Origin of the sequence: Anaerobacillus sp. 1_MG-2023, from assembly GCF_030547345.1 — a bacterium.
Taxonomy (GTDB): domain Bacteria; phylum Bacillota; class Bacilli; order Bacillales; family Guptibacillaceae; genus Guptibacillus; species Guptibacillus hwajinpoensis_B.
Genome location: NZ_JAUORD010000012.1, coordinates 33,095 through 47,994 on the forward strand (window position 1 = coordinate 33,095; position 14,900 = coordinate 47,994).

Annotated in this window: 14 protein-coding genes; 5 read left to right on the forward strand and 9 right to left on the reverse strand. The window is 41.4% G+C overall.

All coding sequences use genetic code 11. The features are described from left to right. Positions 1-41: 41 nt before the first annotated feature. The 3 genes from Q4550_RS17790 to Q4550_RS17800 all read right to left on the reverse strand — a co-directional run bounded on the left by Q4550_RS17790 (position 42) and on the right by Q4550_RS17800 (position 2,053). Positions 42-134 carry a putative holin-like toxin gene (locus Q4550_RS17790; protein WP_242057220.1) on the reverse strand — a complete coding sequence of 31 codons (93 nt, stop codon included), beginning with the start codon at positions 132-134 and terminating at the stop codon, positions 42-44. Between the two features lie 171 nt (positions 135-305). After that, positions 306-1,772: a sodium/pantothenate symporter gene (gene panF, locus Q4550_RS17795; RefSeq protein WP_303534991.1), complete on the reverse strand. Its 1,467-nt coding sequence runs from the start codon at positions 1,770-1,772 to the stop codon at positions 306-308. Beyond that, positions 1,769-2,053 (reverse strand): YhdT family protein, encoded by a 285-nt coding sequence (locus Q4550_RS17800; RefSeq protein ID WP_194218589.1) that lies wholly within the window; start codon positions 2,051-2,053, stop codon positions 1,769-1,771. Before Q4550_RS17800 ends, panF begins: the two co-directional genes overlap by 4 nt. Positions 2,054-2,669: 616 nt before the next feature. On the opposite strand from Q4550_RS17800, the gene Q4550_RS17805 reads away from it, so the two are divergent. Beyond that, complete coding sequence (locus Q4550_RS17805) at positions 2,670-3,698, forward strand: glycosyltransferase (RefSeq protein ID WP_303534993.1); 1,029 nt, start codon at positions 2,670-2,672, stop codon at positions 3,696-3,698. 31 nt (positions 3,699-3,729) lie between these two features. Beyond that, positions 3,730-4,335 carry a polysaccharide deacetylase family protein gene (locus Q4550_RS17810; RefSeq protein ID WP_303534995.1) on the forward strand — a complete coding sequence of 202 codons (606 nt, stop codon included), beginning with the start codon at positions 3,730-3,732 and terminating at the stop codon, positions 4,333-4,335. Between the two features lie 62 nt (positions 4,336-4,397). Here the strand turns inward: Q4550_RS17810 and Q4550_RS17815 are convergent, their stop codons facing one another. From Q4550_RS17815 to Q4550_RS17830, 4 genes are all read right to left on the reverse strand, one after another. After that, positions 4,398-5,072 carry an MgtC/SapB family protein gene (locus tag Q4550_RS17815; RefSeq protein ID WP_303534997.1) on the reverse strand — a complete coding sequence of 225 codons (675 nt, stop codon included), beginning with the start codon at positions 5,070-5,072 and terminating at the stop codon, positions 4,398-4,400. 173 nt (positions 5,073-5,245) lie between these two features. Next, the gene (locus tag Q4550_RS17820; protein WP_303534998.1) at positions 5,246-5,920 is read right to left on the reverse strand and encodes an MgtC/SapB family protein; all 675 of its coding nucleotides are present in this window, start codon (positions 5,918-5,920) and stop codon (positions 5,246-5,248) included. Positions 5,921-6,094: 174 nt separating this feature from the next. Beyond that, positions 6,095-6,907 (reverse strand): YitT family protein, encoded by an 813-nt coding sequence (locus tag Q4550_RS17825; RefSeq protein WP_194219568.1) that lies wholly within the window; start codon positions 6,905-6,907, stop codon positions 6,095-6,097. A 350-nt stretch (positions 6,908-7,257) separates the two neighbouring features. Beyond that, positions 7,258-7,593, reverse strand: a complete 336-nt coding sequence (locus Q4550_RS17830; protein WP_194218585.1) for a hypothetical protein — start codon at positions 7,591-7,593, stop codon at positions 7,258-7,260. Between the two features lie 314 nt (positions 7,594-7,907). Here Q4550_RS17830 and asnB point away from each other — a divergent pair, with 314 nt between their 5' ends. Next, the gene (asnB, locus tag Q4550_RS17835) at positions 7,908-9,728 is read left to right on the forward strand and encodes an asparagine synthase (glutamine-hydrolyzing) (protein WP_303535001.1); all 1,821 of its coding nucleotides are present in this window, start codon (positions 7,908-7,910) and stop codon (positions 9,726-9,728) included. Between the two features lie 302 nt (positions 9,729-10,030). After that, positions 10,031-11,452, forward strand: coding sequence for a peptide MFS transporter (locus tag Q4550_RS17840; RefSeq protein WP_303535003.1), 1,422 nt, complete (start codon positions 10,031-10,033; stop codon positions 11,450-11,452). 121 nt (positions 11,453-11,573) lie between these two features. Here Q4550_RS17840 and Q4550_RS17845 read toward each other — a convergent pair whose 3' ends face one another. Together Q4550_RS17845 and Q4550_RS17850 are read right to left on the reverse strand one after the other, a co-directional pair. Beyond that, positions 11,574-12,308, reverse strand: coding sequence for a GntR family transcriptional regulator (locus Q4550_RS17845; RefSeq protein ID WP_303535005.1), 735 nt, complete (start codon positions 12,306-12,308; stop codon positions 11,574-11,576). Positions 12,309-12,471: 163 nt separating this feature from the next. Next, on the reverse strand, positions 12,472-13,974 hold the full coding sequence (locus Q4550_RS17850; RefSeq protein ID WP_303535006.1) for a plasmid pRiA4b ORF-3 family protein: 1,503 nt from the start codon (positions 13,972-13,974) through the stop codon (positions 12,472-12,474). A gap of 158 nt (positions 13,975-14,132) precedes the next feature. On the opposite strand from Q4550_RS17850, the gene Q4550_RS17855 reads away from it, so the two are divergent. After that, positions 14,133-14,855, forward strand: a complete 723-nt coding sequence (locus Q4550_RS17855) for a hypothetical protein (protein WP_303535007.1) — start codon at positions 14,133-14,135, stop codon at positions 14,853-14,855. The last annotated feature ends 45 nt before the right edge of the window (positions 14,856-14,900 follow it).

The window sequence follows — 14,900 nt, forward strand, 5'->3', positions numbered from 1 at the left end:
AAAAAGTAACTCACCTTAATCCTTGGCCGGGGCAGGGTGGGTTACTTCTTTTTATTACTTGAAACAGTAATAATCGTGACCACGAGAGAAGCAAAACTGATCATCAATACAAGCGCCTCGTATGTGCTCATCATTATAGGCAGCACCCCCTTTCATAAACGGGGTACCGCCGCCCACCCTGCTTTGCAGCTGATACTATTCATTTTATCATAGACATCTGATTAAAAAGGATAGGTCATTAGTCGAGTTTAGTTTAGCTCGACATGAAGTGACAAATAACGGGTGGTGACAGGCACCGTTAACCTTCACGCCTTCCACAGCTTCAATACCACAGCATCCTGTACTTCCTTATGACGCCTCCCCGTCATCAAACTCACGCTCACATAACTAAGAAACGAAAGCAGTACCGGCAACACAACCGTATGCATCCCAAATGCATTTGGCATTAATGTATTAAATCCAATATAGCTTCCTACTCCAACAAGAATGGAAGCCATCGCACCGCTCGCATTGCCCTTCTTCCAATAAAGTCCCATAACAACCGGCCAGATGAACGCAGCTTCAAGGCCTCCAAAGGAGAATAAGTTTAACCAAATGAGAAGTTCCGGAGGGTTAACAGCCATTGCAAACACCAATATTCCCAATACCATTGTCACACCTACGCTAATTCGTTTGATCGTTTGATCGCTCGCTTCAGGCTTTACGTAATTCAGGTAGACATCTTTCACAATGGCAGAACTAACAAGTAGTAACAAGGAATCCACTGTAGACATGATAGCAGCCATAGGAGCAGCCAAAACAATTCCCGCAAGCCAGGACGGTAGCACTTCTAGAGCAATTCTCGGCATAACCGTATCTCCTACCTCAATTCCAGGAAGCACCGCCCGTGCAAACACCCCAGTGAGATGCATTCCGAGCATAATGACGCCAACTACGATCGTTCCAATTATTAAAGCACGATGCATGCCTTTTGAGCTTTTATAAGACATCGCTCTAACGGCTACCTGTGGCAAACCAACGACCCCAACGCCCACGAGAATCCAGAAAGACGATACATAAAGTGGTGTTAAAGATCGATCAGCACCAAAAGGAGAAATTAAGTCAGGATTTTCAGACGCAAGCGTAGTAACAATGCTCTCAACGCCACCACCCGCTATAACCGTTCCAATTAGGATGACAAGCGTTCCACCTAACATCACGATGCCCTGTACCGTATCCGTGATCGCAACCGCGCGAAATCCGCCGATGATAACATACACAAGAACAGACACCGCAAAAATAAACAGCGCCCCCGTATAAGGCAACCCTGTCAGCGATTCAATGAGTCTTGCACCACCGACCCACTGAGCAGCCATCGCGGAAAATAAGAAAATAATGATACTAAGCGCAGATAAAATGACAACCGCTTTGCTTTGGTAACGTTCCTTCAGGAAATCAATCAACGTTACTGCCCGAATTTTCCGAGCCACAATCGCAAATTTTTTCCCAAGAACAGATAATACGAAGTAACCAGTGGCAAGCTGTGACATCGATAAAAGCACCCATCCAAGACCCATCGTGTAAGCTACACCCGGGCCTCCGATAAAACTACTGGCACTTCCGTATGTAGCAATCATCGTCATCGCGAGTATAAATCCACCAAGTTGCCGACTACCTAGAAAATACTCTTGCAAAAAGTTCGAAGTCGATTTCAAATGTGTTGAAGCATAAAAACCAATAAGAAAAATGATAACAAGAAAAATAAGGAGAGGAATTACAACTTGCCAATTCATTCGTCCTCCTCCTTATCAAACGGAACTTCTTTAAACAAGAAGACAACCGCTAAAATTACAAGGACAATCACAATCCCAGTTCCAAGCAGACAGCTGTAGAAAAACCACGCTGGTAATCCCCATATATAGCTATACTCCTCTACTGGTTTTGAACCAAAACCGTAGGCAAATCCATACCAGAGTATAAAATTTATTAAAACAAGCCCAACGCCAATAAGCGCTTCACGATTGGCCACGAGGTATCGCGGATCATCTTTAGGCGTTTCTTCGTGTTGCTTCATGCTTTTCCTCCTTCAAAACAAACCTCGTTCTATTATAACCAGAAGGTCTTCTTCAACCATAATGAAATGTTTATCACAGCAGACTCCTTAATGAGTATAGCAGTGAAACATTATAAGGATAAAAGAAATAATAACATGCTACCATGTTTTTCTTTGTATATCTCAGTAAATTAGCTTAAATAAGTACAGGCAAGCTTGGTCTACGTTAAAAGAGTGAAGCGCCCTATTCATAGGACTCTTCACTCTTTTATTTTGATATTAAACAAACGTTTATTTAACACATATTACGCCTTCCGATAAGCCCTTCTCTCCGCATAGGACACACATTTAAAGCAAACCGGCTTCCGATTTCCCTCATCATCTAAATAATATTGAGGACGTGTAGGTTTCTTATGACAAATCATACATTTCTCTAATCCCATTAACCTTCGAAAAAACCCCTTCATATTTGTCACACTCCTAATCTTTAGTAAACTAATATACAGTACGAACCAAAATCACAACTGTTCCTTCAATCAAACTTTATCAGAAGGAAGATGAGAGTACACAATATGACAAATATCGGGGAGTGCCTGTCACCACCCAAACCAACCAAATGACTAAAGGATGAGCATGCATGAAAGTTATCCTCGCTACCCCTTTCTTTCACCAGCTTCGTGGTAATACGATCACCGTTCGGCGTATTGCTGATGGATTGATTCATGCTGGTATCGAAACAGAAGTGATCTCTATAACAGAGCAAGACGATCATCATCATTCTCTTAAAGAGGCTGATTTGATTCACGGTTTTAATGCTTATCGTTTTTATCAATTTATCAAATCAATAAGTCCTCCAATCACAAATTATACCGTTACATTAACGGGAACGGATTTGAACCATGACCTAATGAACCCAACTAGAAAAAACGATGTTATTGCCTGTTTAACGAATGCGTTAGCAGTCCATGTTTTTGATGAAAAGGCTAAGCGCATTGTTCTCGATATTTTACCAAAATTAGAAAATAAGCTTTATGTGATTGCACAGGGGACGAGCACCTCTAGAAAAAGAAACGTACTAGAGAAAACCACACAGGACACGTTCCATTTTCTTCTTCCCGCAGGCATACGAAAAGTAAAAAACATTCCGTTCGCAATTAATAGTCTACTGGAATTACGCAAAACTAACGCAAACATTAACTTAACGATTGTCGGCCCAATAATAGAGACTGATGAGGGAGAGCTCGTTCAGCAGTTAGTTTTAGAAAACAGTGACTGGGTGACTTATAAAGGAGTGATTCCTCATAAAGACATGGAAGCATTATACAGTAATGCAGATGCTGTAATTAATACATCTCATAGCGAAGGACAATCCTCTGCTATCCTCGAGGCAATGAGTTTCGGTTTACCTGTACTCGTCTCAAAAAACAAAGGAAACATGAGCCTCGTCTCGAACGAAGAGACTGGATTCGTTTATGACGGCATCAATCAATTCTTAACATATGCGATTCGTTTAATCGAGAAAGCGTCTCTCCGAGAAGTACTAGGTGAAAATGCAACTGCGTATGTTGAAGAGCACCATTCTGCGACACAAGAAATCTCAGCTATGGTTAACATGTACGAAAAAAGTCTGGCAGAGCTAAAGAAAGGAGGAAACGATGATGATTAAAAGTCCATGAGTCGTTGACAGCTCAAGGGTCGTGTACGACTCTATTGATCAAAACGTCATTACATCAGGAGAAAAAGGAGCAAATAAGACAGTCATCTTAACCTTTGATGATGGTCCAGGACGTGTGCTTCCTAAACTTCTCGATATTTTAAAAAAGGAAGAGGTACAAGCCATGTTTTTCTGGCAGTCACGCCTCCTCTATAAAGAAAGACCTTGGAAAAGAGTACTAGATGAAGGTCACCCAATTGGCACCCACTCTTGCAAACATCCTAATTTAACAAAACTTAGTTATGCCGAGCAGTTTGAGGAGCTTGAAAACAGCAAGCTAAAAATCTACGAAATCACCGGCTCACCTGTGACTTATTTTAGGCCGCCGTTTGGTCAATATAATCTTGAGACAATTAAAGCAGCTCAGGATCTTGGCTTAACAACGGTGATGTGGCGAATTAGCTCAATGGATTGGGAACTTGCACGCCGTCCGGAAGAAATCTTACAAAATGTGATTCAGAACCTTGAAAATGGGGCCATTATTCTCCTTCATGAACTACAACAAACTATCCAGGTGCTCCCAGATCTAATCAAAAAAATCCGCGCCGAGGGCTATGAATTTTCCTTACTACCACCGTTGGAAAAATAAAAAAGAGGAGGTGGCTCATAAATGGCTACCTCCTTCCCTTTTTAGATCACGCAACGACTCATTTACCCTTCAACCTCTACTTCATTTACGCCTTCCACTTTTCGAAGAAGCTGATAAATATCCGTCGTATGATTTTTTTCAAACGTCATCAGTTTCAACTCAACTTGCGGGTTTCTATCTTTTGTATCCCGCACACGAACGTGTCGAATCTCAAAATCATTTGCCACAATGGCTTTCATAAAATGAGTCACTTCTACACTTTTCTTTAACGTAATTTTGGCACGCATTTCCCGCTGTCTAAGTGCTTTTGGTCCAATCCGTTTAATGATCCATGGAAGAATATTCACACTGAACAGAATCAATCCAGCACCAACAAATGCTTCATAATAAAAACCGGCACCCGCTGCTATTCCTAATCCAGATGCTCCCCAAATAATCGCTGCAGTTGTTAAGCCAGAAATCGCATCATTATTACGCCGCAAGATTACACCAGCACCGATAAAACCAATCCCAGAAACAATTTGAGCCGCCAATCGCATTGGATCCGTTCGAATATTCGGGGAAAGCTCCGCGAACGTTTCCGCCGATTCAATCGACACAATCGTTAGCAAACAGCTGCTTACTGCAATGACAATACAAGTCTTTAAACCGAGTGGCTTATGCTTTAACTCTCGCTCAATCCCAATCAGTAATCCAAGCAAAGCTGAAATACTTAGTTTAATAAGCACAACTACCATCGTTCGTCATCTCCAACGTCGTAAAATAGAAGTAGCGCACCTCTGTATTACTCTATTCAGGAGAAGGAAATATTAGAATACGACGAATGGCCACTCCGAAGCACTTAGTTTAGAGTTCGACAGAATGCGAGCTAAATCGGGCAGTGACAGGCACCTTCGTGCTCCGCCACACGCTACCCCTCAACCTCCACAAACGTTGCGCCGTCAATGTCTCTTAACTGCTGATAAATACTAGTCGTATGATTCGCTTCAAAGGTAAGCAGACGCAAATCTATTTGATGGTTTTTTTCCTTTGTATCGCGAACGCGAACGTGCTTGATTTCAAAATCGGCCGCCTGGATTGTTTTCATAAATGCGGTAATGCTCGTTCCTTTTCGAAGCGTAATTTTTGCTCTCATCTCACGCTGTCTTAGCTGGCTAGGGCCAATTTTTTTGATAATCCAGGGAAGGATATTTACGCTAAACAGGATCAAGCTTGCCCCTACAAACGCTTCAAAATAAAACCCCGCTCCTGCGGCGATACCTAGTCCAGAAGCTCCCCATATAATCGCCGCGGTTGTTAATCCTGAGATGGCATCATTATTTCGTCTTAAAATAACGCCCGCACCGATAAAACCAATCCCAGAAACAACTTGAGCAGCAAGTCGCATTGGATCTGTTCGGATGTTGTCAGATATCTGAGAGTACGTTTCAGCGGATTCAATGGAAACAATCGTTAATAAGCAGCTGCTCACTGCAATGACCATACACGTTTTTAAACCTAGAGGCTTATGCTTTAACTCGCGTTCAATTCCAATCATGAGTCCTAAACAAGCTGATATACAAAGTTTAACGACGATAACTACCACGCGACACACCTGCCTTCAATAGATATTTCTATTATTTTACCAATAAAAGGAGCAAAGGATCAAAAGGAATTAATACTCACCCACGAAATAATCCAAATGCGTGAATTACACTACATAAAAAAGAGTCACTAGAGGATCATCCTCCGCAACTCTCAAACGACTTTTATATCATCACTAATGTATATCTTTCTTCTTAAAGCGACCACCTCTTACTTCTGCAATATCGGCCATCGCAAGGAAAGCCGAATCATCATGGTCAGCGACAATGTCTTTTAATTTCGCTTCTTCTAGGCGAGTAATCACACAGAAAATCACTTTCTTATCATCACCAGAAAAAGCACCCTCGCCGTGCAAATAGGTTACCCCTCTGCCTAAGCGACTCAAAATAGCATCGCCGAGTTCTTTATGGTTGTCGCTAATAATCCAAACGGACTTTGATTCATCAAGACCTTTGATCGTAATATCGATCATTTTATAAGCAACATAGTAGGCCAGCAATGAATACATCGCGCGATCAAAGCTGAATACGAATCCTGCGCTACCAAGAATGAACAGGTTCGCGAACATAATAATTTCTCCAACAGAGAACGGAAGCTTTTTACTCGCAAGAATCGCAAGAATTTCTGTTCCATCAAGTGATCCCCCAAAACGAATGACCATTCCGACCCCAATTCCGAGGACCACTCCGCCAAACAATGTGGCTAAGAGTATGTCATCAGTAAAGGCCGGGACAGGATGCAATAGCGCAGTCGATATGGATAAAATCACGATACCGTACAGCGTTGAGAAAGCGAACGTCTTGCCAATTTGTTTGTAGCCAATATAAATAAACGGAAGGTTTAGAACGAATAAGAAAATTCCTAAGCTAATGCCACTTAAATGAGAGAGCATAATGGAAATACCAACAATCCCTCCGTCAATAACCTGATTGGGTACTAGAAAAACTTCTAGACCAACAGCCATAATGACGGCACCTAATGTAATCATAAACGTTCTTCTCGCTTTTTCTTGAAGCGGTGTTTTTTTATGAATTTTCGTTTCATTAATTAACTCTTCTAACGGTTTACTTTCACTCAAAATATTGCCTCCTCTATGATCTATCAAAACATTGTACTTATTTAAAATAAAATAACACTAACTGCAGTACACGATGACTAGACAGTTCCCTGAGAGCTTAATCCTCCCCATAATTGTAAGGGTTAAAAGAACAGCCCATCCGAAACATTCAAGCTTGCTTAGCCATCATTATTGCCCCTCAACTATGAGCATTCATCATTTTAAACTTATCAAGAAAATGTCATAGCAGTTCGGCATCATAGCTATTAGTGAATGATTGTTTATAGAAGGTTGATGAGGTAATTAGAGTGAACAGCATATACATTCAGGAAGCCTCTCGCATCAGGAAAAGCTTCTATTTGCATCATGTTTTTTTGAGGATATGTAAGATGATCCTGAAAGTTCTGCTCACTCGTAAACGGAACAAAAGGGCCAATGACCTTTTGTTTCTGAAGAGAAACGGATGTCGGGGGAGGAATCAACTTTGCATCTGGGAGATAAGCAAATTCACTGATCGTCGGTTTGTCAGCAGAATGATAATCATATTGATTTAATTGCTGTGCTGGATATATAAACACGAGAAAACCAAATAACATCAGCAGTAGCACCTGTCTCATCTCAAACCCTCCTCTCCCTGTCATACTTATCCACATCTTATTAATTTTATCACTGCTTGAAATTAATTGTCCACAAGTAGGCAACACTCAGGAGAAGGGCTCGACAAAACTTGAGTTTATTCGGGCGGTGACAGGCACCATTATTTCCCACCTCTTCCTGAAGAGCAAGACTATTACACTACTGTTTTTCCAACAAAGGAAAATAAAACCATTTTTACAGGCTCTTTCACATGTTGACCCTCCCCGAATAAGAGGAATACGATTGGAAAGTACTTTAGAAATTTAAGCATTCTATTAAGAAAGAAGGAATTGTTATGTGTGGCATTACAGGTTGGATTAACTGGTCTGGTGACCTCTCAACGGAGCAAGATACGCTAAAGAAAATGGCAGATTCTATTGCTCACCGTGGACCTGATGAAGAAGGATTCTGGCTATCAGAACAGGCGGCACTCGCTCATCGTCGTTTGATCGTTATTGATCCTCGCGGCGGTAAACAGCCGATGACGTCATCAGATCAACAACTTGTTCTTACGTATAACGGGGAACTCTACAATTATCGAGAATTAACACAGGAACTACAGCAGAAAGGACATACGTTCACTTCTAACTCAGATACAGAAGTTGTCCTACACGCTTACATGGAATGGAAAGAAGAATGCGTGAAACATTTTAACGGCATCTTCGCATTTGCGATCTGGGATAAAAAAGAACAGCAGCTTTTCCTTGGCCGTGACCACCTCGGCGTCAAGCCGCTTTTCTATTCAAAACAGGGCGATTCACTCTGCTATGGCTCTGAAATGAAAGCGATTCTCGCGCACCCATCCGTGCAGCCACAAGTCGACCGTAAAGGCCTTGCTGAAGTTTTCGGAATGGGACCTATGCGAACACCTGGACAGGCTATTTTCAAAGGAATTGATGAAGTTCGTCCAGGGCATTACGTGATCGCAACAGCCAATTCCATCGAAGAGCACCGCTATTGGAAGTTAGAATCAAAGCCTCATACAGATGATGTAGATACGACAACTGAAACAATTCGTGAGCTTTTAACAGATACCGTTCAACGTCAGCTCATCTCTGATATGCCTGTTGTTTCAATGCTTTCAGGAGGACTTGATTCTAGTGGCCTAACAAGTCTAGCCGCTCAAGAATTCAAACAAACGGACAAAAAGCTAGGAACTTACTCGATCGATTTCGACCAAAACGAAGATCACTTCCAAAAGGATTTCCTCAGACACGATATGGACGAGCCGTGGGTCAAACGAGTGTCTGACCATGTTGGCACAGACCATCATTCTGTCACGTTCGGAGCGGACCAGCTGCTTTCAAATCTCCTTGAACCAATGAGAGGACGAGATCTGCCCGGCGTCGGTGAAATCGAAACATCGCTCTATCTCCTTTTCACAGAAATGAAAAAGGATGCTACCGTGGCGCTTTCTGGTGAGTCTGCCGATGAGGTATTCTCAGGTTATCCTTGGTTCCATCAGGAAAAATATCTGGGTGCTGAAGTATATCCATGGCTCGTGAACCTAAAAGGCATTTCTTCCGTGCTTTCTGAAGAAACGAAAAAACAAATTCAGCCCGAGCAGTACCAGAAAGAGCGTTTTGCAGAAGCTTATGAAGAAATTCCATTCCTTGAAGGGGAAAGTGAGTTTGAAGCGAAACAGCGTCAAATGTCTTACTTTTTCATCACACGATTCCTACCGTTTATGCTTGATCGCAAAGACCGTGCAAGTATGAAAACAGGCTTTGAAGTACGCGTACCTTTCTGTGATTATCGTATCGTTGAATACCTGTGGAACGTTCCAATTGATTACAAAAACGTCGATAACATCGAGAAAGGAATCCTACGTCGCGCTCTAAAAGGAGCGCTTCCAGATGATGTCCTTTATCGTAAGAAAAGTGCGTATCCAAGTGATAAAGACCCAGTTTATCTTGAGGGCGTACAAAATTGGATGATCGACATTCTCGACAATCCAGATTCCCCTATTCTTTCATTAATTGATACGAAAAAAGTTCGTGCGATTGCTTCGAATGAGGCAGAAGAAATGAATACCGATCAAATGAAAGGTCTACTCGACTACTTGATTCAAATCAACGCATGGCTTGATGAATATGATATTGAGCTTATCAGCTAGACAAATATCACCGGAGAACGACTAGGTCGTTCTCCTTATTTTTTTAATTCAGTTGTAATCGTTAGAATGCTTCGTCTAATTTTCATAAGTCTTTACATTCCTTCTTAAATGCGATCAAACTAACGGTTTAAAGGCATTATCGAATCAAAAAACCTCCAATTTTCGACAGTGAATCCGTGATACCTCCTTATAATTTTTACAAATTTAAAAACATTTTAAAAAGGTGCACTTTTTCATTAATACTTTAAATTGACAAATAATTTGCTAAAATGGGGAAGTTATTAAAAATTGGAGGTTTGATTATGGACACCACCATAGACGAGAAGCCAACGAAAAAAGGGAAGCTAAAACACCCACCCGGCTTGTATCTTTTGTTTATCACAGAAATGTGGGAACGCTATAGCTTTTATGGCATGCGTTCGATTCTTATTCTTTATTTAACCGCTGAGTTAATTAGTGGCGGATTGGGGATGGAGCAAGATAAAGCACTACTTCTTTACGGTATGTACACTGGTCTTGTTTATTTCACGCCTTTAATTGGTGGTTATTTAACCGATAAATTCATCGGATTAAGAACGGCCATTACCATTGGTGGTATTACAATGGCCATCGGTGATTTTACACTGTTTGCTGTCCAAGAACAATGGGGCCTTTATACCGGGTTATTGTTACTAATTATCGGTAACGGGTTTTTCAAACCTAATATTTCCACTCTTGTTGGAGAGCTATACAGTAAGAACGATAAGCGAAAAGATTCAGCGTTCACCATTTTCTATATGGGAATTAACCTTGGTGGCTTGATTTCACCATTAATTGCCGGTCTTTTATACGCTAATATTTTCTATACAAATACAGGCGGCGTTGAAACGTTTGGATTTAAATATGCATTTCTAGCATCCTCAGTTGGGATGATTATCGGACAAATTACCTTTAATCTACTTTCTAAAAAATATCTTGGTGATATCGGAAGAACACCATCGAGTAACCGTGTAACACCAACAATTGAAGGAAAAGCTAAGCCGCTTACAAAAATCGAAAAACAGCGCACTTCAGTCATTCTAATTCTAGCCATATTCACCATTACATTCTGGGCAGGATTCGAACAAGCAGGTGCTTCCTTTACGCTTTATACAAGGGATTTCATAGATAGAACGGTCTTTGGCTACGAAGTACCAGTATCCTTCTTCCAATCATTAAACCCGATGTTTGTATTATTGCTAGCACCAATCATTTCAGCCATTTGGCTAAAACTAGCAAAATCAAAGCGCGGTGATTTTGCCATTCCTACAAAAATGGCTTTCGGTTTAATTCTACTTGGTGTCGGATTCATGGTAATGGTTCCGGCGGTTATGATGACCGGTAGTGATGAAGGTAACATTGCAGTAAAAGCTAGTATGTTATTTATGATTGTGACGTATTTCTTCCATACACTTGGCGAACTATCGCTTTCACCAATCGGACTTTCTCTAGTTAGTAAAATGTCTCCAGTGAAGATCGCTTCACTATTGATGGGTGTTTGGTTCCTAAGTAACGCTGCTGCTAACTACCTTGCAGGGTACATCGCTTCCCTCACAACATCAGCAGGCTACCTTGAAATCTTTATTTACTTAGGTGTCGCTGCTCTAAGTTTAGGTGTGATCCTGCTCTTGCTTTCTAAGAAGCTACAAAAACTCATGCATCTTGAAGAATTTGATGAGGGTCATGTTGCGAAGCAGATGAACTAAACCAATAAAATAGGCTAGTCAAAAAAAGGGTTTGCTCTCCAAATGAAGAGCAAACCCTTTTTCATTTATCGTTCACAGTTATTACTATCAATAAGTGATGTATTTATTTCCTGACCTCACTCTATCTCTCAAGCTCAATATTATAGTGATATTGATCGCTCCGGTACTTCGTTTTCGTATATTCGATCGGATGATCATTTATACCAAGACTTAGACGCGTCATTTCCAGGAGCGCTTCACCAGGGCGAATACCAAGTGCGTCTGCTTCGATGATCGTGGCGTTAATGGCCGTGATTCGCTCACTCGCTTTTTTGAGATAATATTGATGTTGTTCAAGTACTTCATAATACATCGCCTGATTAAGATCAAATTTAATTAAAATCTCGCCAATTTCCTTTGGCCAGCACGTTCGTTCAAGAGCTATCGGCACCTCATCAGCAAAGCGAATCCGCTCCACAAGCAGGATCGGCTCACCTTCCTTTACCTTTAACATATCATTCTCATGGTAAAGGTCATCACGAAATTCTGATCTCAGTACCTTTGAATGGGGAGTTTGTCCACGTTCCAGCACTTCTTCAGCGAAGCCCCTAAGCTTCCCAAGATTTCCGATCAAATTCTGTGGTTTGACTACCGTTCCTCGCCCCTGCTTTTTCTCTAACAAGCCATTCTGCACAAGAATCGAAATCGCCTGCCTGATCGTCGTTCGACTTACATCAAATTCTTTGATGAGATCCTGCTCAGTAGGAATCAACGTATTCGGCTTCCAGGCACCCGTTTGAATTCGTTTGATCAGAACGTCTTTTATTTGAAGGTATAGCGCTTCCCCTTTATTATGGTTCAGTTTATCTGATGACATATAAGCCTCTCCTCTTACGCCGCCAAATGTTTGGCTCGGTTCATACATTCATTATAGCTAAAAAGGAGCTCGCTTTAAAATAGTAGTGCCATTCTTGAGGCTAGGATCCCTTTTTGATATAACACCTGTTCGACAAATAAGGACAAACATCGGGCAGTGCCTGTCACCGCTCAACTCTTTCTCTCACTTCTTCCACATTAAGTAGACGATTAACACGCACTAATCTAATACCGACTTTGGATGTCAGAGCTGAGATCTTGAGTGCTATTCGTTCTGAATCCACACAGATTTCAGCTGGCAAGAAACCGAGTTTATTAAGCATTTCTACTAGTGCTGCCTGTAGCTGTTTTCCATAATCAACTCTCTCAAATACCTGATAATAAACGATCATAGCCCCTTCATCTTCAACCCCAAGAACAACATTCGGAAAAAACGGACGTTCTCCATCTCTTTCCTGAATCGCTTCTTCTTCAAAGTATGATGCAAACTCAAGACGCATTTTCACCTGTCTATATTTCTGAATCCGCCTCATTTCAATCTCGGAAATCAGCACCACCTCTTCCTCTTCAGGTTCTATAACAGCATTCATCACGCCATCTACCCACTGACCTGACTCCAGCAACCGTGCACGCCACCGCCCATCATAACCTTTTAACAAGTAGGCGTCATTCTTCTCCGTCTCTTCTACCACGTGAATCGCTTGCTTTAAGATCTCACAAAACGTCCGTACTTCCTTTCGAGAAAAATGCCACGGATAATATCCGGACGACATACTTCTAAAAACCGGCCATTCCTGCCGACCACGAAAACGAAGCCCCAGCTTTTTAATCCACCGAAGATCCTCTGTCTTTAACTCATCGCGAGCCTGAAACGCCAGCAACAAGCTACGCTCATATTCAATTACAGTCTGAATATCATCACGGCCATCCCTTACCGCCATTTTATAAGCAAGACCGTCATTACCAAGGTGGACGCCAAGCCCAAAGTGCTGCCCATTCATCCCGAGCACTGAACAATAAGCAACTTCACCCGTTCCCGGTATTTCTACAATGAACATCTCGTTGCTATGAATCCACTTCCAAGGTTGAAGCTTTCTATAGACCATCGTAAGTTCAAAAAGCTCTTTCCACAAATCATGCTCACCTACCTCACTCTCCCTAAAAACAGCAAGTTGCTCATTAATACGCTTCATCTCACCTGCAGAAAGCATTTTTCCTTGCTCATACTGATCTCGCTTCCCTTCTTCAGGTGCGCCTTTATAAACCATTAAACATGTTGGAAAAGTTGCATCCTTCCGACCGCTAAACGCTTTTTCCAGAAAAATCTCATGCCGCCAGTTCTCCTCCGAACCATAAACGTATGTTAATGAAACCTGCTCCTCATTTAAAACATCGGAAAGCCGAACTTTACGTTCATCACGCATTTCCATTCCAGCGTTTAGAGAATCTACTTGTGTGGGACCAATGAATAATTCACTTTCTTCATCACCTAATGTAAATAAATCGCGATGATCCATAATAAAATAATGATGATGTGCGTTCGACCAATTAAAAGCAATTTGTATGTATTCATGTAGCTCACTAAGAAAGATCGAATCATCTACCTCAAATCGTCTCCAAATCTTTGATTTCATCTCAATTAGGCTCACTTTTATTTGGAAAATCACCATCTCTCATCCTTTCCTTACACTCTTGTAAAACGACTTTTTTCACAGTATAGCATGTCCCTCCGAAACACAGACTCGCCATTTTATGTGATAAATGACCTATCCCAGCAATATATATAGGATAGTAGCTTACTAAGACATGTTCGGAGGAATGTGTGTTGAAAAAAGGCCTAATCCTTACCCTCTCCATTGGAGGTGCAATCGCAACCATCCTTGTCAGCGTTTTAATCGGAGTGTTAATTGGGAACGCGGATCTTGAAGAAAACTACACCGAGGATTTGAAGAAAATCAAAGCAGAGATTACTGAATCTGAAAAGGCAGCGAAAGAAGAAGGTGAGAAGCTTCTATCGATTCAAAATGAAATGAGCAGTACAGAAGAGAAGCTTGCGACTGAAACTCAGAATCTAGAAGAAGCTAAAGTAAAAGCTGAGGAAGTAAAAAAGTTACTCGATGAGAAGGAAAATGTCTCTGCAGATATTGAAAAGTTAAAAAAAGAAAAAGAAAGCACGAAAAAAGAAATGAGCAAGCTTGAAGATGACATTAAAGCGAAAAAGGATAAAGTGAGCACACTAGATGACACAATCAAAGCAAAGAAAAAGGAGATTGATCAACTCGAAGAAAACATTGTAAAGAAAAACGAAGAACCTATTAAACTCAGCGCCGGACAATATATTGTTGGCAGCGATATCCCAGAAGGTCGGTATCAAGTAACGAACGTTGGAGAAGGCACAAACTTCTTCGTTTATAACCCAAGTGGATTACCGACAGTAAACACCATACTAGGAGACAGCATTGTTGGAACGGGGGATTTCGTCTTCTTCACCAGTGATGGGGATATGATCGAAACCCTGGGACCGGTGAAGTTAATTCCAATGGAATAAACTGAGGTATGACTAAGAGAAGCCCATAGGTTAAATCACTCAGGG